Below are 23,603 nucleotides of genomic sequence, written 5' to 3' on the forward strand. Positions count from 1 at the left end.
CGGGATCAGGCGGCAGTCCGGGCCTGCCGGAGCTCTGCCTGGCCGAAGAGGATGGCGTAGCCGCCGGGGAGCCGGCGGAGGATCCGGGCCAGCAGGTCGGGGCCGGCGAGGCGGGTGACGACGGCGAGCACGGCGCCGGTGTCCCAGCGTGCGGTGGCGGGGGTGGCGCCGGTGCGGGTGGCCATGTCCTTGACGAAGCCCCAGCCGGTGAGCTGTTCGGTTGCGGGGATCTGGGCGGTTAGGGTGAGCGCGGCCTCGACGGGGAGGCAGTGTGCGAGGTCGACGCGTTCGTCTCCGGTGACCTGCCGGCCGAGGGCGCCGAGAACGGTGCGTACGGCTTCTTCGGCGCGTTCGAGGGTGGGGTAGGCGCCCTCGTAGCGGACGCGTTCCAGCATCTGCTCGAACGTCATGGCGATCGGGGCCGGGTTCGCTCGAGGTTGGTCGTACATGGTGCTGCGGTTGCCTTTCTCTTCGAGGGTTCGGTTTCATGCGGCCGCGGTCAGGTGGGCTGGGGGTGGCCGAAGAGGAGGTCGTAGCCGGGCGGGAGCTGGAGCAGGATCTCGCGGGTGAGGACGTCGCCGGCTGCGGCGGCCACGGTGGACAGGACGGCGCCGATGTCCCACAGGGCCGTCTTCTCGGTGGCGCCTTCGATCCAGGCCGCGGTCGCGCGGACGAAGCGTTCGGGCGAGAGCGGTTCGGCGGCCTGCAGGGGGTTGAGGAGGATCAGGGCTGCTACTCGCCGCGTTCCTGGACGTGGGCCAGAAAGGCTTCCCTGCGCATCGACATCACATCACCTCCGGGGAGGGTGGAGGAAGCAGAGGGGGGCGGAGGACGGGGTGCCGGAGGGGGAATCGGTTCCCCGTCCTCCTCCGCTGGGGGCAGGGCTGGTCAGCCGGAGATCTGCTTGTGGCCGGACTCGCCGCCGATGCTGATCTTGCGGGGCTTGGCGCGCTCGGCGATGGGGATCCGCAGGGTCAGGACACCCGCGTCGTAGTCGGCTTCGATGTGCTCGGTGTCGAGAGTGTCGGCCAGCATGATCTGGCGGGAGAACACGCCGAGCGGCCGCTCGGAGAGCTCCATCTGCACGCCGTCGGACTTCTCCGCGGGCCGGCGCTCGGCCTTCACGGTCAGCATGTTCCGCTCGACGTCGATGTCGATCGCCTCGGTGCTCACACCGGGGAGGTCGAAGGCGATCACGTACGCGTCGCCCTGGCGGTAGGCGTCCATCGGCATCACGGACGGCTTCGACCATGTGCCCGACGTGCCGGACAGCTGCTGGACGATCCGGTCCATCTCGCGGAACGGGTCAGTGCGCATCAACATCGCGAAACACCTCCAGTTGGTTCAGGCAGGAACTGCCAATGCGCTTCAACGTGCTCCCGTTGTAACATGTCATCGGAACGATGACAAGCAAGGAGTCATCTGGAGGATGACAGCGACGGAGAGTGACATGAATGAGGCCGCCGAGCCCACCGCACCAGTCCCCTTCCTGGCCGCCGCGGCGGCGCTGGAGGCCATCGACCAGGCCGTAAAGGACGCGCAGCGACCCCACGTGACCATGCCTGCGGGCAACGCGGTGCCCGCGACGGGCTCCGGCCCGCATCCGGCTCTGGCCGCACTGCTGATGTTGCGCGAGGTCCGTGAGCAGCTCGCGGGCTGGGAGAGCGGGCTGATCGAAACCGCCCGCGGCCAGGGCGCCAGCTGGGCCGACCTCGCGGGCCCGCTCGGGGTCGCCAGCCGTCAGGCCGCCGAACGCCGCTACCTGCGCCTGCGTCCCGGCACCGCCGGCAGCACCGGCGACCAGCGCGTCCAGGCCACCCGTGACACGCGCGCCGCGGACCGAACCGTGACCGCCTGGGCCCGCGACAACGCAGCCGACCTGCGCCGCCTCGCCGGGCAGGTGACCTCCCTCATCGGCCTGCCCGCCAGCGCCCAAGGTGCCGTCGACGACCTGAACGGGGCCCTCGCCGACAACGACGCCGCCCGTCTCGTCCGGCCGCTCGCCGACACCCGCCCTCACCTGCGACCCGAAGACGCCGAGCTCGCCGCACGCATCGACGCCCTGACCCGCCACACCGACCAGCTCCGACAGGACAGCCACGACCAGCGCACACGTGACTAGTTCCCGGGAGCAGTTCTCGTGGAGGTCGACCTGTGACGCCGGGGGGGACCTGGCGGAGACGTCCGCGCCCGAACGGCACTCTTTCGACGACCGAGGCCCGCCGATCCCGACGGGCACACTCGGTTCAGGCCGAGGACGGCGGCGCGGAGGATTCGGCGGCGCGGCGGTACTCGGCGTTGATGCGCTGTGCCTCCTCGAGCTGGTCCTCGAGGATGATGATGCGGCAGGCGGCCTCGATGGGGGTGCCCTGGTCGACGAGCTCCCGTGCGCGGGCGGCGATGCGCAGCTGGTAGCGGGAGTAGCGGCGGTGGCCGCCCTCGGAGCGGAGCGGGGTGATCAGGCGGGCCTCGCCGAGGGCGCGGAGGAATCCCTGCGTGGTGCCGAGCATGTCTGCCGCCCGGCCCATCGTGTAGGCGGGGTAGTCGTCGTCGTCGAGACGGCCGAACGAGTCGTCTGCTGTCATTGAACCTCTCTCATGGAACGCGTGGAGGGGCCCTGGTGCCGTACGGCACCAGGGCCCCGAAGGAACTACTACACCATCTGCCGGCCCTGATACTGCGCCGACCCTGTGTTTCCGCCGACCCGACCGAGACGCTGCCGGGAGTGCGGGGATCGCGTTTGCTCGACCGGAGACCACCTCACTATCGATGTCCTGCGGTACCCGGGCTCAAGGCCTGCGCCCGGGCGATCCTGATGGTGCTCGGCTCCTCCGTTCTTCCCTCGGTGATCAACTGCTCACTGACTTCACTGCTGGGTACTACGTACTACGAGCTGCAACTGCGGGTACTGCTGCCCGGCAGTTCGTCTCTGCCGGGCCTTACTGTCTCTCTGGGCTACGAGAGAAACCATAACTACGTCACCTCTCAATGTCTACCTCGGCCGTCATAGATTTTTGTTCCCGCCGAGGAGGGCCGGACGTTCGCGTCGGCCCAGATACCCGACACGCGCGTAACCCCCGGCATGTGGGAGGGCCCGACCGGCGCGTGCCGGTCGGGCCCTCTTCGCTGTTCGGGTGTCGGCTTGCGCCGATCCTGTCCGTCAGACGGTCACCGGGATGCCGAGCATCGCGGAAGCCTGCTGGAGTGGGCTGAGGCCGCGCGTGGGCTCGGAGGCCCGGGGGAGGCCGTGGCAGGTGAACCCGAGCTGGGTCATGGCCCGGAGGACTTCACCGGCGCTGAAGTCACGGCGGTCCTGGCGGGTGATGACCTGGCCGACCTGCTTGACGGGGTAGGTGCGGCGCCCGATGATCACTGATTCGCCGACGGCCTGCTCGGGTTTGATGCCCTTCATCGACTCCAGGACGCCGCTCTTGGTCAGGTCGAACGGGAAGCGGGCGATGACACAGCGCATGTTGCCTCACAGGAAGAAGGAAGAGGGGACGGTCGTGCCGTGGTGAGGCGGTTCAGCGGGCAAGGGCGAGGACGCCCGGAGCGCTGCCCTGCTCGTCGACGACCGTCAGGGCATCGAGCCGGCGGTAGCGCATCGTGCGCTCGGCTTCGGCCATCGTGGTCAAGGGCGAGGTGACCGGCCCGGGGTCTCCCAGGAGGTCGCGGAGACGGACCTGGTCCGTGTACGCCGTGCTGTCGCGGACGGCGGTGAGCCTGGCCTGGGTGACCAGCCCGGTGCACAGGCCGTCCTCGTCGCAGACCAGCAGATGACCCGCGCGGGCACTGGCCATGACGGCCAGGGCCACCTCGACCGTCATGTCGTCACAGACCTGTGGACCGGCCGTCTCCAACGCGTCGTCCACCGTCCGGTGCACAGGGTTGGCGTTCGTCGAGCGGGGTTGCATCTGGACCAGCGTCAAAACGTGCCTCCTGCAGAGATGGGTCAGTTTCCTGATCACGTGTTTCTCAGGCCGCCGCATCGAAAGCGGACTGACGCACGCTCACGCGCCGGTCGCTCGAAGCGGGCCGACGCCTCCCCCGGGAGGCCGCGCTGCGCTTGGCGCGTGCGACGACCGGTGCGGTGATGACGACGGGGATACCGGAGGGGGCCTGGGCTCCGGTGATGCGGTTCAGGGCCTCTTCGCCGGCGCGGACCTGGGTGGTCTGCGGGGTGATGCCGGCGGCCTGCATGAGCCGGATCACGTCGCGGCGCTGATGGGGGGTGACGAGGGTGACGACGCTGCCGGACTCGCCGGCGCGGGCGGTGCGGCCGCCACGGTGGAGATAGTCCTTGGGGTCGGTCGGCGGGTCGACGTTGACGACGAGGTCGAGGTTGTCGACGTGGATGCCGCGCGCCGCCACGTTCGTCGCGACCAGCACGGTCACGTGTCCGGTCTTGAACTGGGCGAGGGTGCGGGTGCGCTGGGGCTGCGACTTCCCGCCGTGCAGGGCGGCGGCCCGGACACCGCTGTTCAGCAGGTCCTGGGTCAGCCGGTCGACGGCGTGCTTGGTGTCCAGGAACATCATCACCCGGCCCTCGCGCGCCGCGATCTCCGTCGTCGTCCGGTGCTTGTCAGCGCCGTGGACGTGCAGCACGTGGTGTTCCATCGTCGTCACCGCACCGGCCGAGGGGTCCACCGAGTGGACGACCGGGTCGGTGAGGTAGCGGCGGACCAGCAGGTCGACGTTGCGGTCCAGGGTGGCGGAGAACAGCATCCGCTGCCCCTCGGGACGCACCTGGTCGAGCAGCGCGGTGACCTGCGGCATGAAGCCCATGTCGGCCATCTGGTCGGCTTCGTCGAGGACGGTGATGGCGACCTGGTTCAGTCGGCATTCGCCACGGTCGATGAGGTCCTTCAACCGGCCGGGCGTAGCCACGACGACCTCCGCGCCTCCGCGCAGCGCGCCGGCCTGCTTGCCGATCGACATGCCCCCGACGACCGTGGTCAGGCGCAGCTTCACGGCGCGGGCGTACGGGGTGAGGGCGTCGGTCACCTGCTGGGCCAGCTCGCGGGTCGGGACGAGAACGAGGGCGAGCGGCTGGCGGGGCTCGGCGCGCTGCCCGGCGGTACGGGCCAGCAGCGCGAGGCCGAAGGCGAGCGTCTTGCCGGAGCCGGTGCGCCCGCGGCCGAGCACATCACGGCCCGCAAGGGTGTTGGGCAGGGTGGCGCTCTGGATCGGGAAGGGCACCGTCACGCCCTGCGCGCCGAGGGCGGCCAGAAGCTCGACCGGCATGCCGAGATCGGCGAAGGCTTCGACGGCGGGCAGCGCCGGTGTGATCGTCTTCGGCAGGGCGAACTCGCCTGGGACCGAGGCGGGTCGGCGGCCGGAGCCGCCGGAGCGGCGCGGATCTGCGGAACGGCTCGGGGCCGACGAGCCGAAGCGGCTGCCTCGCTCCGAACCGGCGGCAGCGCCGAAAGCGGGGCCGCCGGTGCGGCTGCGGGTGCGAGAGGAACGGTCGTTCGTACGTGTGCGGTTCATTCAGAACCTTCCTTGATGCGGCACATATCAAGGAATTCCCGAAGCAGAAACGTGGCGCGGGGAATCGCAAGAACGGGCCGAATGGAATGCGAAAGCACCTCTGGCCTACAGGGATTCTGTACGGGCACATGTGCTGAGGTGGGGTGGCGTCATATGGACGCGAAACAAAGGGAAATCGAGGGGCGAAGCGCCGAGCGCGCTGTAACCCTGAATCTTTCGTCCCGCAGGTGGCGTCGCTGCGGGAAATGTGTGCAGCTGGGGCCCGCACCCCGAGGGATGCGGGCCCCAGCTACGAAATGCGCGTCAGGGTCAGGCGGGAACGATGTTCTCGGCCGTCGGGCCCTTCTGGCCCTGCGCGATGTCGAAGGTGACCTTCTGACCTTCCATCAGTTCACGGAAGCCCTGAGCGGCGATGTTCGAGAAGTGGGCGAACACGTCAGCGCCGCCACCGTCCTGCTCGATGAAGCCGAAACCCTTGGCCGCGTTGAACCACTTCACAGTGCCAGATGCCATGTCATATCTCCTTTGGGGCATTACACCAGCACCCGCACGGACGCCGTGTCGCCGCGATGATGCCCCGCCGGAAAATGACCGGAAATATGAAGCGCTCGAATGTGGCGCGGAGGCCGGCTGGAGCGCTTGAAGTTTTTGGGTACCAAAACTGCAACCGAGATCGACAGTAGCACGCTGCAGCGGTTTGTGTGCGTTAAATATCTCCATCGCGTGCGGTGCGGAAAAATTCTCCCTGCGGGGTCCATTAACTCTCCGACCGCGGCGATAGATATTGATTCCCCTCGAGTGGAGCGTTTCGCGAGTAAGGGCGGCCGACAGCTGCGACATGCAGTCCAGGGGCGTGAGCCGGGCCTGCGGGGTGGGCCCGCAGCACCCTCCCGAAGGGATCAGAAGCTCGCAGGTGCTCCACGACGGTCTCGGGGTCGCCCGGGGCTGCCACCGGGATCCGGATGCGAACGCCATCGCCATGGTGCGCAGCCCGCACGATGGCCTCGATGGTGGCGGCCGCCTCAGTGGGAAGGCGCGGTGCGTCGGCTGTGGCCCACACGTGAACGGCAGGACCAGCCGTGCCCTCTCGACTGGGCGGCCCCGTCGAGGATCCGAGTCAACCCCTCTGGCCAACTGCCCTTTTTTGAAAGCGAGTTCACGCGAAGGAAGCGACGGTGTGGTGTAGGTCGTCGAGAGCGCGTCTCGCGACGCGGGATCCTCGTGGGCCCGTGTGGTGCAAGTGGTGCGCGGCAGGCCCTCCGAGCGGGGCATTCCAGCCAGTTGGGGCACGCGGAGGGCGCATCAGGGTCTCGCAGGTCTGGACAACGAAGAAGGCCCAGGTCGCTGACCTGGGCCTTCTTGCAAGAGCGGATGACGGGAATCGAACCCGCGCTATAAGCTTGGGAAGCTCATGTTCTACCATTAAACTACATCCGCACAGTGGTCCAGTTGCCTGGAGCGCTATCGTTTCTCACCCTACCCCATGATCGACCCCTGGTGAATTCGTCCCGGGCGTGGTGTCGCGTGTGCGGTGCATGCGGGGGCGTGGGGGCGGGAGTTGGGGCGTACCTTGTGCGTGCGGAGTGGTGGCTGGAGTGGGTCTTGTTCATCCCCTAATGTGGCGATTCATCGCAGTACGGCTGGTTGGGGAAAGGGACTCGATGGAGCACACCGTCGTCCGTTGTGCCGAAGGGCACGTGTTCAGCACCGCTTCGTTTCCGCTGCAGCACCTCGGTGCCGGCCGGATCGGGCCGGGGCGGCTGCTGCGGTGTCCGCGGTGTGCGCGGCTGCGGCACGCGGTGCCCGTGGCGGCGACGCTGAAGCGGTAGGGAACGGTAGGTACCGGCGCGCGGGATTCCGCCTCGATTGGGGCGGCCCGCGCGCTCTGCGTATCCTCGGGACGTGCTTCTCTCTGATAAAGACATCCGGGCCGAGATCGACAGCGGACGGGTTCGCATCGACCCGTTCGACGAGTCGATGGTGCAGCCCTCCAGCATCGATGTACGTCTCGACCGGTTCTTCCGGGTCTTCGAGAATCACCGCTACGCCCACATCGACCCCGCCACCGAGCAGAGCGACCTGACGCGGATGGTCGAGCCGGAGGGGGACGAGGCGTTCATCCTCCACCCGGGTGAGTTCGTCCTCGCCTCGACCTACGAGGTCATCTCGCTGCCCGACGACATTGCCTCCAGACTGGAGGGGAAGTCCAGCCTCGGCCGGCTCGGGCTGGTGACGCATTCGACCGCCGGGTTCATCGACCCCGGGTTCTCCGGGCACGTGACCCTGGAGCTGTCGAACCTCGCCACGCTGCCGATCAAGCTCTGGCCGGGCATGAAGATCGGGCAGCTGTGCCTGTTCCGGCTCAGCTCGCCCGCCGAGTTCCCGTACGGGAGCGAGCGGTACGGATCGCGGTACCAGGGCCAGCGCGGCCCGACGGCCTCGCGGTCCTTCCAGAACTTCCACCGGACCCAGGTGAGGCACGAGGCATGAGTGACGGAGTGAGCGACGGAGTGGGTGGCGCAGTGCGCGAGAACCTCGATTACCAGGGGTTCGGGCGGGCCGTGCGCGAGCTGGCGCAGACCATCGCCGACGACGGCTACGAGCCCGACATCATCCTGAGCATCGCCAGGGGCGGCGTCTTCGTCGCGGGCGGTCTGGCGTACGCGCTCGACTGCAAGAACATCCATCTGGTGAACGTCGAGTTCTACACCGGGGTGGGGACCACCCTGGAGATGCCGGTCATGCTGGCGCCCGTCCCCGAGGCGATCGACTTCACCGACAAGAAGGTGCTGATCGCCGACGACGTCGCCGACACCGGCAAGACGCTCAAGCTGGTGCACGACTTCTGCCTGGGGCACGTCGCCGAGGTCCGGTCCGCCGTGATCTACGAGAAGTCCCACTCGCTCGTGAAGTGCGAGTACGTGTGGAAGAAGACCGACGAGTGGGTCAACTTCCCCTGGTCGGTCGAACCGCCCGTCGTGAAGCGCGAGGGACAGGTCCTCGACGCCTGAGGGTGAGTGTGGAGGGGCCCGCCGCGCACAGCGCGGCGGGCCCCTCCGTTTGTGCGGGCGTACGGGTCAGATCGTGCCCAGCTTGATGATCGACAGCAGGGCGATCAGCTGGATGGCCGATGCGCCCAGGGCCTTCGGCCACGGCAGGTCGTGGGATTTGCTGACCAGGGAGACGAAGAGCGCCCCGGCCGCCACCCAGGTGGCCCAGCCCAGGATCTGGACGAGCATGTTGTCGCCGCCGAGGAAGATGGCGAAGAGCAGGCGCGGTACGTCCGTCAGGCTCATGACCAGCATCGACAGGCCCACCGTGGGCTGCCACGAGCCGTCGCCGCCCAGCTGGCGGGCCAGCGTGTGCGTGACGGCGCCGAGGATCAGCCCGCAGATCACGAAGGCGACGCCCGCCGAGAGGACGATCGGGACGGCCTTGGAGAGGGTGGCGTTGATGACGTCCTTGCGGGCGTCGTCGAGGCCGAACACCGCGAGCATCCCGTAGAGGAAGGTCACGATCAGCGCGGGTCCCCAGACGGGGTAGTCGCGCATCTGCAGGAAGGTCGGGCCCGGGCGGGTCACGATGCCCCGGAGCAGGTCCTTCCACGGCAGCCGCGGACCGGTGGGGCCGGCGGCCTGGGCCGCGCCCGCCTGGTAGGTCGCGCCCTGGTTGTACGGGTACGGGTCCTCGCCGATGGCGAAGGCCTGGGTGTACCCGGGCGAGTCGGCCGGGCCGCCGGGGCCCTGGGCGGGGGGACGGCCGTAGTCGTAGCCGTACCCCTGACCCTGGCCGGCCTGGCCGCCGTGTCCGCCGTGCGGGTCGAAGTATTCGGGCTCGCCGTGCCCCCCGGGAGCGGCCTGCTGCGGCCACTGCTGGGGTGCGTAGGGCTGCTGGCCGTACGGCGCGGGCGCCTGGGGCGCCTGCTGCTGACCGTACGGCTGCTGCCGCGGGGGTTGCTGCGGGGTGCGGTTGTTGTCCCGGCCGCGTCCGATCCTGAATCCAGCCACGTGATCGAAAGTACCCGCTCCCGGGCGCCCCGGTGGCCGGGGCGGGGGAAGAGGCCCCCTTTGCGGCTGAGCTGTGACATCCCCTAGGGGGTACCTGGAGGGCCTTCTCGGGGTGGGTCGGGGACGGGGGCGGGGTGGGCCCGGGGTGGGCCCCGGGCGGGTTACGTGGCTGCGCGGCAGTCTGCTGATGTCCGTTACATCTCCGACGGAATACGGACATACCGGGTCCGTAGCTTCGTAGGTGTCGACGCAGCCCCACCCCGCCCACGAAGTACGAACGAGCACGAGAAGAGCCCCCCTCATGCGCAGCCCGCACCGCCGCACCACCCTCCGTACCGCCGCCGTCGTGGCCGGTGCGGCCGCCGTACTCGCCCTCCCGGTGGGGTCCGCCTTCGCCGATTCCCCGGCCGTACCGGACCAGCAGGTCCTGCCGGGCATCGAGCAGCCGTCCGTGGACCCGCAGCAGCCCCAGGTGGACCCGAGCGTCCCGCCCACCACGCCGCCGACCACGCCGCCGACCACGCCTCCCACCACGCCCCCGACCACCCCGCCGGTGAAGCCGTCCGTCCGGGCCTACGTCACGACCGTGAAGCTGGCCGACGGATCGGTCGCCAAGGTCTACAAGATCGGCGAGGGTCACTTCGAGGCCGACGTCTTCGCCGGTGGCGTCAAGCTGGACACCCTGGTCAGCAAGGGCGGCTCGCCGGCCTACGGCCAGAACAACGGGATGCACGTCGTCCTCCAGCCGAACGGCACCGTCACCTCGTGGATCGAGGGCGCCACCAAGCCGGCCGAGAAGCCGAAGCCCAAGCCGAAGCCGCCGGTGGAGAAGAAGGAGAACTCCTTCCAGGTCGCCATGCCCGACGGGCGCAACGCGCGGCTGATCGACGGCCCGAACGGCAAGCGCGTCGAGATCTCGATGCCGAACGGGAACCTCCTCGGGACGATCGACCTGAAGAACCCGACCGCGACGAACGACGGCTGGACGTACAAGCTCGTCCAGGACGGGAAGCGCGTGAAGTTCGTCGTCATCGACGGCAAGAGCGGCGGGAACAGCTGGGTCTACGACTTCAGCACCGGCAAGCTGATCGAGAAGTACCAGGTCGACAAGGGCGACAAGGGCGGCAAGAAGCCGGTCGCCCAGCCGGTCGAGAAGAAGGCCGTGGACACGGCCGTCGAGCGGGTCGTGCCGAAGGGCGGCGTCAAGGCCGGTGCGGAGGGTGTCGCGCCGGTGTCCTCCGAAGGCGACGGCACGCTGATGCTCGCCGCCGGCGGGGGCATGGCGGCGGTCGGCGCCGCGGGCCTCGGCTTCGCGATGCTGCGCCGCCACCGGTCCGACCAGTCCTGACCCGACCCCGTACAGCGGAACGGCCCGCCCCCCTCAGGGGAGCGGGCCGTTCCGGCGTTCCTGCTGCGCGGGCTACTTCGCCTCGGCGTCGGTCCCCGGCTCCGCCGGGACCTCCGCCTCGGCGGCCGGCTTCGCGGCCTCGGCGGCCGGCTTCGCGGCCTCGGCGGCCGGCTTCGCGGCCTCGGCGGCCGGCTTCGCGGTCTCCGCCGACGGTGCCTCAGCCTCGGCAGCGGCCTCTGCCACTGCCTCCGCCGGCTCCTCCGCCGCCTCCGGCTCCGGTTCCGGCTCCGGCTCCGCCACCGGAGGTTCCGGCGTCTTCACCGATTCCAGCAGCAGCTGCGCCACGTCCACTACCGTGACGTGTTCCTTCGCCTGGCCGTCGTTCTTCTTGCCGTTCACCGAGTCGGTGAGCATGACGAGGCAGAAGGGGCAGGCGGTGGAGACGATGTCCGGGTTCAGGGACAGGGCCTCGTCGACGCGCTCGTTGTTGATCCGCTTGCCGATCCGCTCCTCCATCCACATCCGCGCGCCACCGGCGCCGCAGCAGAAGCCCCGCTCCTTGTGGCGGTGCATCTCCTGCTGGCGCAGGCCCGGCACGGCCGACATGATCTCGCGCGGCGGCGTGTAGACCTTGTTGTGCCGGCCCAGGTAGCACGGGTCGTGGTACGTGATCAGCCCGTCGACCGGGGTCACCGGCGTGAGCCGGCCCTCGTCGATCAGGTGCTGGAGCAGCTGCGTGTGGTGGATGACCTCGTACTCGCCGCCCAGCTGCGGGTACTCGTTCGCGATGGTGTTGAAGCAGTGCGGGCAGGTGGAGACGATCCGCTTCGCCGACTTCGGCTTCTTGGTCGACTCGTCCTCGTCGTCCTCGCCGAAGGCCATGTTCAGCATCGCGACGTTCTCCTGCGCGAGCTGCTGGAACAGCGGCTCGTTGCCCAGGCGGCGCGGCGAGTCACCGGTGCACTTCTCGTCGCCGCCCATGATCGCGAACTTGACGCCCGCGATGTTCAGGAGCTCCGCGAAGGCCTTCGTGGTCTTCTTCGCCCGGTCCTCCAGGGCGCCCGCGCAGCCGACCCAGTACAGGTAGTCGAACTCGGAGAGGTCCTCCGCGTCCTTGCCGATGATCGGGACCTCGAAGTCCACCTCCTTGGTCCACTCGACGCGCTGCTTCTTCGCGAGGCCCCAGGGGTTGCCCTTCTTCTCCAGGTTCTTGAGCATCGTGCCCGCCTCCGACGGGAACGCGCTCTCGATCATCACCTGGTAGCGCCGCATGTCGACGATGTGGTCGATGTGCTCGATGTCCACCGGGCACTGCTCGACGCACGCGCCGCACGTGGTGCAGGACCACAGCACGTCGGGGTCGATGACCCCGTTCTCCTCGGCGGTGCCGATCAGCGGGCGCTCGGCCTCGGCGATGGCCGCGGCCGGGACGTTGGCCAGCTGCTCCGCCGTCGCCTTCTCGTTGCCCTCCATGTCCTTGCCGCCGCCGGCCAGCAGGTACGGGGCCTTGGCGTGCGCGTGGTCGCGCAGCGACATGATCAGGAGCTTGGGGGAGAGGGGCTTGCCGGTGTTCCAGGCGGGGCACTGCGACTGGCAGCGGCCGCACTCGGTGCACGTGGAGAAGTCGAGGATGCCCTTCCACGAGAACTGCTCGACCTGGGAGACGCCGAAGACGTCGTCCTCGCCCGGGTCCTCGAAGTCGATGACCTTGCCGCCGCTGGTCATGGGCTGGAGCGCGCCCAGCGCGACCGCGCCGTCCGCGTTGCGCTTGAACCAGATGTTCGGGAAGCCGAGGAAGCGGTGCCAGGCCACACCCATGTTGGTGTTCAGCGAGACGACGATCATCCAGATCAGCGAGGTGCCGATCTTGATCATCGCGGTGAAGTAGATGGCGTTCTGCAGCGCGCCGAGCGACATGCCCTTGAAGGCCAGCACCAGCGGGTACGAGACGAAGTACGCGGGCTCGTACGAGTCCACGTGGTGGATCGCGCCTTCGAGGCCGCGCAGGCACAGGATCGCGAGGCCGATGGTCAGGATGATGTACTCGACGAAGTACGCCTGCCAGGCCTTGGAGCCGGCGAAGCGCGACTTGCGGCCGGCCCGCGAGGGCAGCGAGGCGAGGCGGATCCCCATCAGGACGAGGATGCCGGCCACCGTCATCAGGCCGATGAACTCGATGTAGAGCTCGAACGGCAGGAAGCCGCCGACGAGCGGCAGGACCCAGTCCGCCTGGAAGAGCTGCCCGTACGCCTGCACCAGCGTGGGCGGCAGCGTCAGGAAGCCGATCGCGACGAACCAGTGCGCGAAGCCGACGAGGCCCCAGCGGTTCATCCGGCTGTGGCCGAGGAACTCCCGGACCAGGGTGAGCGTTCGGGCTTTCGGGGCGTCCGTACGGCTGCCTGCCGGTACGGGCTGTCCGAGCTTCACGAAGCGGTAGATCTGCGCCACGGCTCGGGCGAGCAGCGCGACGCCGACCACGGTCAGGACCAGCGACACGATGATCGCGGCGAGTTGCATGGGAGGGCTCCTCGGGCGGCACTTACTAAGCGGTAACTTATTCAGTCAAGGCTTGAGGTTACCCAGTCCCGACGCCGCAATGTAGCCGAGCGCGCGGTGATCTGCGTCGCTCAGGGTTGCCTGTGCCGCCAGGCCGCCCGCGGGGTCCGCGCGAGGATCGCCAGGTCCATCCCCAGCCAGTGGTTCTCCACATAGTGCCGGTCCAGCAGGTCCATTTCCTCCCACGGCAGGTCCGAGCGCGCGCTCACCTGCCACAGCCCGGTCATCCCGGGCCGTACGAGGAGCCGCTCTGGGCGGTCGTCCCCGGGCTGCGGTCGCGGCCCGACCAGCGACATCTCGCCCCGCACCACGTTGAGCAGCTGCGGCAGTCCGTCCAGTGCGCACCGCTCCAGCGCGGCCCCGGCCCGCCCCTTGCCGGCGCGGAACCGCCACGCCCGGTAGGGCCGCCCGGCCAGGCCCGCCGCGGGCTCGCGTACGAGGGCGCCCGCGCCCGGGGCCACGTACAGCAGCCCGGCGATCAGCAGCAGCGGTACGAGGAGCACCCCGAGCAGCAGCACCGCCCCGGCCAGGTCGAGCACCCGCTTGGCCGACGGCCATGGCACCGGCCGTGCGGGGAGGTGTAGCAGCAGAGGCATGCCAGCACGGTGCCGCACGCCTCCGGCCGTGTGCGGGTGCCGCGCGGCCGTGGTGCCCCGTTCGGGTGCGGCGCCGTTGCCGGGGCTCAGCCCCGGACCCTGCGCCTCAAACGCCGGCGGGGCTGGATCTGCTCACGTTGCGCGTAAGGGGAGCCTAAAGGTTGAGTCCCCTCGACTCACCTCTGTTGACACGCGGAGGGTGGTGGGGCACTCTTGAGTCTGTTCCACTCAAGTCAGCTGGAGGAATCAAAATGGCACGTGCGGTCGGCATCGACCTGGGCACCACTAACTCCGTCGTCAGCGTTCTGGAAGGCGGCGAGCCCACCGTCATCACCAACGCCGAGGGCGCCAGGACCACGCCGTCCGTCGTCGCCTTCGCCAAGAACGGCGAGGTCCTCGTCGGCGAGGTCGCCAAGCGCCAGGCGGTCACGAACGTGGACCGGACCATCCGCTCCGTCAAGCGCCACATGGGCACTGACTGGAAGATCAACCTGGATGGCAAGGACTTCAACCCGCAGCAGATGAGCGCCTTCATCCTGCAGAAGCTGAAGCGCGACGCCGAGGCGTACCTGGGTGAGAAGGTCACGGACGCGGTCATCACCGTCCCGGCCTACTTCAACGACTCCGAGCGCCAGGCGACGAAGGAGGCCGGCGAGATCGCGGGCCTGAACGTCCTGCGTATTGTCAACGAGCCGACCGCCGCCGCCCTGGCCTACGGCCTCGACAAGGACGACCAGACCATTCTCGTCTTCGACCTCGGTGGCGGCACGTTCGACGTGTCCCTGCTGGAGATCGGCGACGGCGTCGTCGAGGTGAAGGCCACCAACGGTGACAACCACCTCGGTGGTGACGACTGGGACCAGCGCGTCGTCGACTACCTGGTGAAGCAGTTCGCCAACGGCCACGGCGTCGACCTGTCCAAGGACAAGATGGCGCTCCAGCGTCTGCGCGAGGCCGCCGAGAAGGCGAAGATCGAGCTGTCCTCCTCCACGGAGACCTCGATCAACCTGCCCTACATCACGGCTTCCGCCGAGGGCCCGCTGCACCTGGACGAGAAGCTCACGCGCTCGCAGTTCCAGCAGCTGACCGCGGACCTGCTCGACCGCTGCAAGACCCCGTTCCACAACGTCATCAAGGACGCGGGCATCAACCTGTCCGAGATCGACCACGTGGTCCTGGTCGGCGGCTCCACCCGCATGCCGGCCGTCGCCGAGCTCGTCAAGGAGCTCACCGGCGGTCAGGACGCCAACAAGGGCGTCAACCCGGACGAGGTCGTCGCCATCGGCGCGACCCTCCAGGCGGGCGTGCTCAAGGGTGAGGTCAAGGACGTCCTGCTCCTCGACGTGACCCCGCTGTCCCTGGGTATCGAAACCAAGGGCGGCATCATGACCAAGCTCATCGAGCGCAACACCACGATCCCGACCAAGCGGTCCGAGATCTTCACGACGGCCGAGGACAACCAGCCGTCCGTGCAGATCCAGGTCTACCAGGGCGAGCGCGAGATCGCGGCGTACAACAAGAAGCTCGGCATGTTCGAGCTGACCGGCCTGCCGCCGGCCCCGCGTGGCGTCCCGCAGATCGAGGTCTCCTTCGACATCGACGCGAACGGCATCATGCACGTCACTGCCAAGGACCTGGGCACTGGCAAGGAGCAGAAGATGACCGTCACCGGCGGCTCTTCGCTCGGCAAGGACGAGGTCGACCGCATGCGCCAGGAGGCGGAGCAGTACGCGGACGAGGACCTGCGCCGCAAGGAGGCGGCCGAGTCCCGCAACCAGGGCGAGAGCCTCGTCTACCAGACGGAGAAGTTCGTCAAGGACAACGAGGACAAGGTCCCGGCCGACGTCAAGGAAGAGGTCGAGGCCTCCATCGCCGAGCTGAAGGAAAAGCTCAAGGGCGAGGACGCTGCCGAGATCCGCACCGCGACCGAGAAGCTCGGTGCCGTCAGCCAGAAGCTCGGCCAGGCGATCTACGCCGACGCCCAGGGCGCCCAGGCCGCCGGTGGCGCGCCGACCGGTGACGCCGGCCACGCCGACGCCAACGACGACGTCGTCGACGCCGAGATCGTCGACGACGAGAAGCCGAAGGGCGGCGCTGCCTGATGTCGGAGGAGACCCCGGGCTTCGACGAGAAGCCCGAAGTCCCCGCCGACGCCGCGCCTGACGACGCGGCCGCCGAGCCGAAGGCCGCAGCTTCCTCCAAGGAGGAGGCCGCGGCCCCGGCCGGGGACTCCGCAGCAGCAGATGTAGCTCTTCTGGCCCAGCTGGACCAGGCCCGTACCGCGCTCGGCGAGCGCACCGCGGACCTCCAGCGGCTCCAGGCGGAGTACCAGAACTACCGCCGCCGGGTGGAGCGGGACCGGATCGCCGTCAAGGAGATCGCGGTCGCGTCCCTCCTGACGGAACTGCTCCCGACCCTGGACGACATCGGCCGGGCGCGGGAACATGGCGAGCTGGTCGGCGGCTTCAAGTCGGTGGCCGAATCGCTGGAGACCGCCGCGGCCAAGATGGGCCTGCAGCAGTTCGGCAAGGAGGGCGAGCCCTTCGACCCGACGATCCACGAGGCCCTGATGCACTCGTACGCGCCGGACGTCACCGAGGACACCTGCGTGGCGATCCTGCAGCCGGGGTACCGGATCGGCGAGCGTACGATCCGTCCCGCGCGGGTCGCGGTGGCCGAGCCCCAGCCGGGCGCGGCGCCGAAGTCCGAGGCGGCGGAGGCCGAATCTGCGTCGGACCCGTCCGACAAGGACGCGGATGCAGCCGACAACGGCTGAGGTTGAACCAGTAGAGGCACGAGAGGAGGGACACCGGGGATGAGCACGAAGGACTTCGTCGAGAAGGACTACTACAAGGTCCTCGGTGTCCCGAAGGACGCCACCGAGGCCGAGATCAAGAAGGCGTACCGGAAGCTCGCCCGCGAGTTCCACCCGGACGCCAACAAGGGCGACGCCTCGGCCGAGGAGCGCTTCAAGGAGATCTCCGAGGCGAACGACATCCTCGGGGACGCCAAGAAGCGCAAGGAGTACGACGAGGCCCGCGCCCTGTTCGGGAACGGCGGCTTCCGCCCCGGTCCCGGCGGGGGCGGCGGCTCGTTCAACTTCGACCTCGGTGACCTCTTCGGAGGCCAGCAGCAGGGCGGCGCGGGCGGCTTCGGCGGCGGCGGTCTGGGCGACGTCTTCGGCGGCCTGTTCAACCGCGGCGGCGCCGGCGCGGGTGCGGGGAACCGTACCCAGCCGCGCCGCGGCCAGGACATCGAGTCGGAGGTCACCCTCTCCTTCACGGAGGCGGTGGACGGGGCCACGGTCCCGCTCCGGATGTCCTCGCAGTCGCCCTGCAAGGCCTGTTCGGGCACCGGCGACAAGAACGGCACGCCCCGCGTGTGCCCGACCTGCGTCGGCACCGGCCAGGTCTCGCGCGGCAGCGGCGGCGGCTTCTCGCTGACCGACCCCTGCGCCGACTGCAAGGGCCGCGGCCTCATCGCCGAGACCCCGTGCGACATCTGCAAGGGCAGCGGGCGGGCCCGCAGTTCCCGGACCATGCAGGTCCGGATCCCGGCGGGGGTCTCCGACTCCCAGCGGATCCGGCTGCGCGGCAAGGGAGCCCCGGGCGAGCGCGGCGGCCCGGCCGGTGACCTGTACGTCGTCGTGCACGTGGACGCGCACCCGGTCTTCGGCCGCAAGGACGACAACCTCACGGTGACCGTCCCGGTGACCTTCGCGGAGGCGGCGCTCGGAGCCGACATCAAGGTCCCGACCCTGAACGGCCCCGCGGTGACGCTGAAGCTGCCCCCGGGCACCCCCGGCGGCCGCACGATGCGGGCCCGCGGCAAGGGGGCGGTCCGCAAGGACGGCACCCGCGGCGACCTGCTCGTGACGATCGAGGTCGCGGTGCCGACCGAGCTGAACGACAAGGCCCGTGAGGCCATGGAGCTGTACCGCGAGGCGACGGAGTCCGAGGACCCGCGCTCCGCGTTGTTCGAGTCCGCGAAGGGAGCATGACATGGACGGCCGCCGCAGGAGCCAGTACCAGCTCACCGATGAGACCCCGGTCTACGTGATCTCGGTGGCCGCCCAGCTCTCGGGACTGCATCCGCAGACCCTGCGCCAGTACGACCGCCTCGGCCTGGTCTCCCCGGGCCGTACGGCCGGGCGCGGCCGGCGCTACTCGGCCCGTGACATCGAACTGCTCCGCACGGTGCAGGCGCTGTCCCAGGAAGAGGGCATCAACCTGGCCGGCATCAAGCGGATCATCGAGCTGGAGAACCAGGTCGCCGCGCTCCAGCAGCGCGTGGCCGAGCTCTCCACGGCCGTCGACGGCGCCGCCGCCGTCCTCCAGCAGCGCGAGGCCCAGGTGCACGCCTCGTACCGGCGCGACCTGGTCCCGTACCAGCCCCCGCAGCCGGGCAACGCCCTGGTGGTGTGGCGGCCGGCGCCGAAGCGGCCGCTGGGCTGATCCCCGGCTGGCCGTCGGACATGTGCTGAGGCCCCGCGCGGACCCTTCTCGAAGGGCCCGCGCGGGGCCTCGGTGCGTGTCTGGAGCCCTGTCCGCCGTCAGCGGGGTCTTCCGGGCTTCCGGGGCCCTCAGTGCGGCTCCACGAGCCCCTCGGCGTCGCCGGGGCCCGAGTCGTGCAGGATGCCGGACTGGGCGATGAGGTAGCCCAGCTGGGCCCTGCTGCCGCTGCCGAGGGCGCTGGCCAGCTTCGCGATGTGCGCGCGGCAGGTGCGCACGTTCATCCCCAGGCGCCGGGCGATGGCCTCGTCGACGTGCCCCTCGATGAGGAGCTGGGCGATGGAGCGCTGCACTCCGGAGATTCCGTCCGGGCTGTGCGTGTAGGTGACCTTGTCGTTCAGCGGTACGGCCCTGCGCCACAGCTGCTCGAAGACCTTGATGAGGTACTCGATCAGTCCCGGGTGCCGCAGCTCCAGGGCGACCCGCCGATCGTGACTCGCGGGGATGAAAGCCACCGTGCGGTCGAAGATCATGAGACGCTCGATCAGTTCCTCGAGCGTGCGGATCTCCACCTTCCCCGTGGAGATCCTGTCCACGTAGGCGAGCGTGCCCTGGCTGTGCCGGACGGTGTGCTGGTAGAGCGTACGGATCTTCACCCCGCGGTCGATCATGGGTGAGGCGCGTTCAAGGGACTGGCTGAGACTGAAGGTCGGCCGGGCGCCGCCCGGCTGGACGGTCAGGGCCTCGGTGTGGCACTCGGCCGTGGCCAGGTCGATGGCGGCGTTGATCTGGTCGAATCCCTCCAGCACCGTGATGGCGTGGGTGTTGGCGGGGCTCTGGGCGCTGAGGGCGAGGAACGGCTCGAATGCGTCGGTGAGATCCACGGCGGTGCGCCGGCGGTCCTGGATCTCCCGTTCGATCGGGTGGAGCCGCTGGGCGAGCGCGACGGACGGTGGAACCGCGCGGAGTTGGTTCGCGTCGTCGGGGTCGGGGCGCAGCAGAGCGAATTCGAGCAGGCAGGGGGCGTTCCTGACATCACCGCGGGCGACGCGGCCGGCGCTCAGGGCCGCTGCGTAGAGTCGGGTTCCCTCGGCGCACATCTCCGTGACGGGGTGGCGATGTGTCGGGTTCGTTGTGCTTTGCGGCAAATCTCCACCCCCCAGGGTCCTGAACATGTAAGAACATGATGCATCGTCCCTGTGGCACTGACGTGCCTGAATGAGCCATCGTCTGTCAGTGCGGGGGAGAAGATTCCATCAAGTGAGGACGAAGCCGACCATGTATAAGAGAATGCTTCGCTCGGCGCTTGCCGTTGTTTTCTCCGTCGTCGCGATCCTTGGGGCAGTCGCCGCCGTCAACGGGGACACGGGAAGCGCTGAAGTCAGTGCGAGTTCGCCCGCCGACAAGAAGGTCGGCAACGACTTCGGCTGGGACACCATCACTGCGCGGGTTGCCTGATGACCCCCGACGACAGCGGATTCCGCCGCGAAATGGCGTCCGCGTACCGCTCCGGCTGGCAGTTCATCGATCTCACCAGTGCCATTCCCTATGCCGGCGACTCATTGAAGGTCACCCTCTTCGGCCAGCCCATCATCGTGGTGCGCGAGGAGGACGAGGACGTCCGCGCCTACCGTTGTCTGCGTCGTCCCCGGGGCGCGCCGCAGCCTGTCCGCTGCGAGATCCGGTACGGCATGGTCTTCGTCAATCTGGACCAGCGTGATCACCAACTTTTCGAGCCCGACTCCGCCGCCACCCCCCGCAGTGCCTGAAGCGATTCCCCTGTCGTCGCAGATCGCTCAGGTGCTACCCCCACACAGCGACGCCATCGTGGACCTGACCACGATGGCGTCGCTGTGATGTCCGTGTCCAGTGGTTGAACCGGACAAGGTTGAACACGCCACGGCCCGCTACGCGCGCCCCATGGCCCGGTCCAGGCTGATCTCCACGACCACCCGGTCCGGATTCGGCGAGGGCATCCGCCCGTACCGCTCCGCGTAGCGCCGCACCGCCTCCGCGACCGAGGCCTCGTCCGTACGGACCACCGCGCGGCCCTCCAGGGTCGCCCAGCGCCGCCCCTCCAGCTGGCACACCGCCACCCGGGCCCCGCCCTGCGGGCCGCCCTGCGACGCCAGCACGTTGCGGACCTTCTTGCTGCCCTTGTTGGTGATCACCCGTGCCAGTCCGGCCTCCGGGTCGTAGGTCACGCCCACCGGGACCACGTGCGGGCTGCCGTCGGGGCGCTGCGTGGTGAGCGTGCAGAGGTGCCGCTCCCGCCAGAAGGCGAGGAACTCCGGCGTCGGGTTGAGTACGTCTTGGGAGGGGCGGGCCGTGCCGGCCGGGCTGGGAGTCGACATGCGCGAAGGGTACGTCCCTCCACCTTGAGTGGAATAGACTCAACTTTGTGCAGGTTACCCATGTAAAGCACACGAAGTAGTGGAAGGGAGAAGGCGCACGTGGATGCCGAGCTGACCAACAGGAGCCGGGACGCGCTGAACGCGGCCACCACCAGGGCCGTCAAGGACGGGCACGCGGACCTGACGCCCGCGCACCTGCTGCTGGCGCTGCTCGCCGGCGAGGACAACGAGAACATCACCGACCTGCTCGCCGCGACCGACGCCGACCAGGCCGCCGTACGCGCCGGAGCGGACCGGCTGCTCGCCGCCCTGCCCAGCGTCACGGGCTCCACGGTCGCGCCCCCGCAGCCCAGCCGCGAGCTGCTCGCCGTACTGGCGGAGGCCGACGCGCAGGCCGGGAAGCTCGGCGACGAGTACCTCTCCACCGAACACCTGCTCATCGCCATCGCCGCCAAGGGCGGCGCGGCCGGCGAGCTCCTTTCCGCCCAGGGCGCGACCGCGAAGAAGCTGCGCGACGCCTTCGAGAACGCAAGAGGAGGGCGGCGGGTGACCACCCCCGACCCCGAGGGCCAGTACAAGGCCCTGGAGAAGTTCGGCACCGACTTCACGGCGGCCGCCCGCGAGGGCAAGCTCGACCCGGTCATCGGCCGCGACCACGAGATCCGCCGCGTCGTCCAGGTGCTCTCGCGCCGTACGAAGAACAACCCGGTGCTCATCGGCGAGCCCGGCGTCGGCAAGACCGCCGTCGTCGAGGGCCTGGCCCAGCGCATCGTCAAGGGCGACGTCCCCGAGTCCCTGAAGAACAAGCGGCTGGTCTCCCTGGACCTCGGCGCGATGGTGGCCGGAGCCAAGTACCGCGGCGAGTTCGAGGAGCGGCTCAAGACCGTCCTCGCGGAGATCAAGTCCAGCGACGGCCAGATCATCACCTTCATCGACGAGCTGCACACGGTCGTCGGCGCGGGCGCCGGCGGGGACTCCTCCATGGACGCGGGCAACATGCTCAAGCCCATGCTGGCCCGCGGCGAGCTGCGCATGGTCGGCGCGACCACCCTCGACGAGTACCGCGAGCGGATCGAGAAGGACCCGGCGCTGGAGCGGCGCTTCCAGCAGGTGCTGGTGGCGGAGCCGAGCGTCGAGGACACCATCGCGATCCTGCGCGGGCTCAAGGGCCGCTACGAGGCCCACCACAAGGTCGTCATCAACGACAGCGCGCTCGTCGCCGCGGCCACCCTCTCCGACCGGTACATCACCTCCCGGTTCCTCCCGGACAAGGCCATCGACCTCGTCGACGAGTCCATGTCCCGGCTCCGCATGGAGATCGACTCCTCCCCGCTGGAGATCGACGAGCTCCAGCGCTCCGTCGACCGCCTGCGCATGGAGGAGCTGGCCCTGAACAACGAGTCCGACCCGGCCTCGCGCGAACGCCTCGACAAGATCCGCAAGGACCTCGCGGACAAGGAGGAGGACCTGCGCGGCCTCACCGCCCGCTGGGAGAAGGAGAAGCAGTCCCTCAACCGGGTCGGCGAGCTCAAGGAGCGCCTGGACGACCTGCGCGGCCAGGCCGAGCGCGCCCAGCGCGACGGGGACTTCGACACCGCCTCCAAGCTGCTCTACGGGGAGATCCCGGCCCTGGAGCACGAGCTCGTGGAGGCCACCGAGGCCGAGGCCGAGGTGTCCCGCGACACGATGGTCAAGGACGAGGTCGGCCCCGACGACATCGCCGACGTGGTCGGCGCCTGGACGGGCATCCCGGCGGGGCGCCTCCTGGAGGGCGAGACCCAGAAGCTGCTCCGCATGGAGGAGGAGCTCGGCCGGCGCCTGATCGGCCAGGGCGAGGCCGTGCGCGCCGTCTCCGACGCCGTGCGCCGCACCCGCGCGGGCATCGCGGACCCGGACCGGCCGACCGGCTCGTTCCTCTTCCTCGGCCCGACCGGCGTGGGCAAGACGGAGCTGGCCAAGGCCCTCGCGGACTTCCTCTTCGACGACGAGCGGGCCATGATCCGCATCGACATGTCGGAGTACGGCGAGAAGCACAGCGTGGCCCGGCTCGTCGGCGCCCCGCCCGGCTACGTGGGCTACGAGGAGGGCGGCCAGCTGACGGAGGCCGTCCGCCGCCGCCCGTACTCCGTGGTGCTCCTGGACGAGGTGGAGAAGGCCCACCCCGAGGTCTTCGACGTCCTGCTCCAGGTCCTCGACGACGGCCGCCTCACGGACGGCCAGGGCCGCACCGTGGACTTCCGCAACACCATCCTGATCCTGACCTCGAACCTGGGGTCGCAGTTCTTGATGGACCCGTCCACAGGTGTGGACGAGAAGAAGGCCCGGGTCCTGGACGTGGTGCGGGCCTCCTTCAAGCCGGAGTTCCTCAACCGCCTCGACGACCTGGTGGTCTTCTCCGCCCTGTCCGGGGCCGAGCTGGCCCACATCGCCGAGCTCCAGATCGGCCGCCTGGCCAAGCGTCTCGCGGAACGCCGCCTGACCCTGGACGTCACGCCCGAGGCCCTGGCCTGGCTGGCGGACAAGGGCAACGACCCGGCGTACGGCGCCCGCCCGCTGCGCCGCCTGATCCAGACGGCCATCGGCGACCGCCTCGCCAAGGAGATCCTCGCGGGCGAGGTCCGCGACGGCGACACCGTCCGCGTGTCCGTAGCCGGCGATGACCTCCTGGTGGGCAAGGCCCTGTAGGACAGTGGCCGTATTCCGGCGCATTCCCGCTCCAGCCGGGCCCCGTATCCCCGGGGCCCGGCTTACCCGGGCCCTACTCCTGTCCGCCCTGCGCGGATCGGTGCCCTCCGGGGTGG

Annotated in this window: 23 protein-coding genes, 1 tRNA gene and 1 pseudogene; 11 read left to right on the forward strand and 14 right to left on the reverse strand. The window is 69.5% G+C overall.

Annotated elements, in window-relative coordinates; translation table 11 throughout:
* Window positions 1–5: 5 nt before the first annotated feature.
* The 3 genes and pseudogenes from NLX94_RS10455 to NLX94_RS10465 form a co-directional block, all read right to left on the reverse strand.
* Window positions 6–449, reverse strand: a complete 444-nt coding sequence (locus tag NLX94_RS10455) for a DUF2267 domain-containing protein (RefSeq protein WP_254382350.1) — start codon at window positions 447–449, stop codon at window positions 6–8.
* Between the two features lie 50 nt (window positions 450–499).
* Window positions 500–730 (reverse strand): annotated as a pseudogene (locus tag NLX94_RS10460) (DUF2267 domain-containing protein); the annotation flags it as partial.
* A gap of 158 nt (window positions 731–888) precedes the next feature.
* Window positions 889–1,323, reverse strand: coding sequence for an Hsp20/alpha crystallin family protein (locus tag NLX94_RS10465; protein ID WP_254382351.1), 435 nt, complete (start codon window positions 1,321–1,323; stop codon window positions 889–891).
* 127 nt (window positions 1,324–1,450) lie between these two features.
* Between NLX94_RS10465 and NLX94_RS10470 the strand changes: the two genes are divergently transcribed.
* A complete protein-coding gene (locus NLX94_RS10470) occupies window positions 1,451–2,122 on the forward strand; it encodes an HSP18 transcriptional regulator (RefSeq protein WP_254382424.1) in 672 nt (223 codons plus the stop codon).
* A gap of 124 nt (window positions 2,123–2,246) precedes the next feature.
* Here the strand turns inward: NLX94_RS10470 and NLX94_RS10475 are convergent, their stop codons facing one another.
* The 6 genes from NLX94_RS10475 to NLX94_RS10500 all read right to left on the reverse strand — a co-directional run bounded on the left by NLX94_RS10475 (window position 2,247) and on the right by NLX94_RS10500 (window position 6,927).
* The gene (locus NLX94_RS10475; RefSeq protein ID WP_030726644.1) at window positions 2,247–2,585 is read right to left on the reverse strand and encodes a MerR family transcriptional regulator; all 339 of its coding nucleotides are present in this window, start codon (window positions 2,583–2,585) and stop codon (window positions 2,247–2,249) included.
* 575 nt (window positions 2,586–3,160) lie between these two features.
* On the reverse strand, window positions 3,161–3,472 hold the full coding sequence (locus NLX94_RS10480; protein WP_254382352.1) for an SCO5918 family protein: 312 nt from the start codon (window positions 3,470–3,472) through the stop codon (window positions 3,161–3,163).
* A 52-nt stretch (window positions 3,473–3,524) separates the two neighbouring features.
* Entirely contained in the window at window positions 3,525–3,929 is a 405-nt protein-coding gene (locus NLX94_RS10485; protein WP_254382353.1) for a CBS domain-containing protein, read from the reverse strand.
* A gap of 46 nt (window positions 3,930–3,975) precedes the next feature.
* Window positions 3,976–5,490 carry a DEAD/DEAH box helicase gene (locus NLX94_RS10490; protein ID WP_254382354.1) on the reverse strand — a complete coding sequence of 505 codons (1,515 nt, stop codon included), beginning with the start codon at window positions 5,488–5,490 and terminating at the stop codon, window positions 3,976–3,978.
* 309 nt (window positions 5,491–5,799) lie between these two features.
* A complete protein-coding gene (locus tag NLX94_RS10495) occupies window positions 5,800–6,003 on the reverse strand; it encodes a cold-shock protein (RefSeq protein WP_254382355.1) in 204 nt (67 codons plus the stop codon).
* A gap of 853 nt (window positions 6,004–6,856) precedes the next feature.
* A tRNA-Gly gene (locus tag NLX94_RS10500) sits at window positions 6,857–6,927 on the reverse strand.
* A gap of 465 nt (window positions 6,928–7,392) precedes the next feature.
* Between NLX94_RS10500 and dcd the strand changes: the two genes are divergently transcribed.
* Window positions 7,393–7,980, forward strand: coding sequence for a dCTP deaminase (dcd, locus tag NLX94_RS10505; RefSeq protein WP_254382356.1), 588 nt, complete (start codon window positions 7,393–7,395; stop codon window positions 7,978–7,980).
* Window positions 7,977–8,501 carry a phosphoribosyltransferase gene (locus NLX94_RS10510; protein ID WP_254382357.1) on the forward strand — a complete coding sequence of 175 codons (525 nt, stop codon included), beginning with the start codon at window positions 7,977–7,979 and terminating at the stop codon, window positions 8,499–8,501. The genes dcd and NLX94_RS10510 overlap by 4 nt, the downstream gene beginning before the upstream one ends.
* 66 nt (window positions 8,502–8,567) lie before the next feature.
* Here NLX94_RS10510 and NLX94_RS10515 read toward each other — a convergent pair whose 3' ends face one another.
* A complete protein-coding gene (locus NLX94_RS10515; protein WP_254382358.1) occupies window positions 8,568–9,497 on the reverse strand; it encodes a Yip1 family protein in 930 nt (309 codons plus the stop codon).
* A 301-nt stretch (window positions 9,498–9,798) separates the two neighbouring features.
* On the opposite strand from NLX94_RS10515, the gene NLX94_RS10520 reads away from it, so the two are divergent.
* Window positions 9,799–10,845 carry a hypothetical protein gene (locus NLX94_RS10520; protein ID WP_254382359.1) on the forward strand — a complete coding sequence of 349 codons (1,047 nt, stop codon included), beginning with the start codon at window positions 9,799–9,801 and terminating at the stop codon, window positions 10,843–10,845.
* 72 nt (window positions 10,846–10,917) lie between these two features.
* Here the strand turns inward: NLX94_RS10520 and NLX94_RS10525 are convergent, their stop codons facing one another.
* Window positions 10,918–13,362, reverse strand: a complete 2,445-nt coding sequence (locus tag NLX94_RS10525; RefSeq protein WP_254382360.1) for a (Fe-S)-binding protein — start codon at window positions 13,360–13,362, stop codon at window positions 10,918–10,920.
* A 110-nt stretch (window positions 13,363–13,472) separates the two neighbouring features.
* Window positions 13,473–13,997, reverse strand: a complete 525-nt coding sequence (locus tag NLX94_RS10530) for a sugar transferase (RefSeq protein ID WP_254382361.1) — start codon at window positions 13,995–13,997, stop codon at window positions 13,473–13,475.
* A gap of 251 nt (window positions 13,998–14,248) precedes the next feature.
* On the opposite strand from NLX94_RS10530, the gene dnaK reads away from it, so the two are divergent.
* Genes dnaK through NLX94_RS10550 form a run of 4 tightly spaced genes read left to right on the forward strand, consistent with a single transcriptional unit; the run spans window position 14,249 to window position 18,451 of the window.
* The gene (dnaK, locus tag NLX94_RS10535) at window positions 14,249–16,099 is read left to right on the forward strand and encodes a molecular chaperone DnaK (RefSeq protein ID WP_254382362.1); all 1,851 of its coding nucleotides are present in this window, start codon (window positions 14,249–14,251) and stop codon (window positions 16,097–16,099) included.
* A complete protein-coding gene (grpE, locus tag NLX94_RS10540; protein WP_254382363.1) occupies window positions 16,099–16,773 on the forward strand; it encodes a nucleotide exchange factor GrpE in 675 nt (224 codons plus the stop codon). The genes dnaK and grpE overlap by 1 nt, the downstream gene beginning before the upstream one ends.
* A 39-nt stretch (window positions 16,774–16,812) precedes the next feature.
* Window positions 16,813–17,997 carry a molecular chaperone DnaJ gene (gene dnaJ / locus NLX94_RS10545; protein ID WP_254382364.1) on the forward strand — a complete coding sequence of 395 codons (1,185 nt, stop codon included), beginning with the start codon at window positions 16,813–16,815 and terminating at the stop codon, window positions 17,995–17,997.
* Between the two features lies 1 nt (window position 17,998).
* Complete coding sequence (locus NLX94_RS10550) at window positions 17,999–18,451, forward strand: heat shock protein transcriptional repressor HspR (RefSeq protein ID WP_254382365.1); 453 nt, start codon at window positions 17,999–18,001, stop codon at window positions 18,449–18,451.
* 128 nt (window positions 18,452–18,579) lie between these two features.
* Here the strand turns inward: NLX94_RS10550 and NLX94_RS10555 are convergent, their stop codons facing one another.
* Window positions 18,580–19,623 carry a helix-turn-helix transcriptional regulator gene (locus NLX94_RS10555; RefSeq protein ID WP_254382366.1) on the reverse strand — a complete coding sequence of 348 codons (1,044 nt, stop codon included), beginning with the start codon at window positions 19,621–19,623 and terminating at the stop codon, window positions 18,580–18,582.
* A gap of 85 nt (window positions 19,624–19,708) precedes the next feature.
* On the opposite strand from NLX94_RS10555, the gene NLX94_RS10560 reads away from it, so the two are divergent.
* Together NLX94_RS10560 and NLX94_RS10565 are read left to right on the forward strand one after the other, a co-directional pair.
* Complete coding sequence (locus NLX94_RS10560) at window positions 19,709–19,906, forward strand: hypothetical protein (RefSeq protein ID WP_254382367.1); 198 nt, start codon at window positions 19,709–19,711, stop codon at window positions 19,904–19,906.
* Window positions 19,906–20,217, forward strand: a complete 312-nt coding sequence (locus NLX94_RS10565; protein ID WP_254382368.1) for a (2Fe-2S)-binding protein — start codon at window positions 19,906–19,908, stop codon at window positions 20,215–20,217. Before NLX94_RS10560 ends, NLX94_RS10565 begins: the two co-directional genes overlap by 1 nt.
* 138 nt (window positions 20,218–20,355) lie before the next feature.
* Here the strand turns inward: NLX94_RS10565 and NLX94_RS10570 are convergent, their stop codons facing one another.
* Window positions 20,356–20,802 (reverse strand): pyridoxamine 5'-phosphate oxidase family protein, encoded by a 447-nt coding sequence (locus tag NLX94_RS10570; protein ID WP_254382369.1) that lies wholly within the window; start codon window positions 20,800–20,802, stop codon window positions 20,356–20,358.
* Between the two features lie 99 nt (window positions 20,803–20,901).
* Between NLX94_RS10570 and clpB the strand changes: the two genes are divergently transcribed.
* Window positions 20,902–23,487, forward strand: coding sequence for an ATP-dependent chaperone ClpB (clpB, locus tag NLX94_RS10575; protein WP_254382370.1), 2,586 nt, complete (start codon window positions 20,902–20,904; stop codon window positions 23,485–23,487).
* The last annotated feature ends 116 nt before the right edge of the window (window positions 23,488–23,603 follow it).

It is taken from the genome of Streptomyces sp. TBY4 (assembly GCF_024213195.1).
GTDB lineage: Bacteria > Actinomycetota > Actinomycetes > Streptomycetales > Streptomycetaceae > Streptomyces.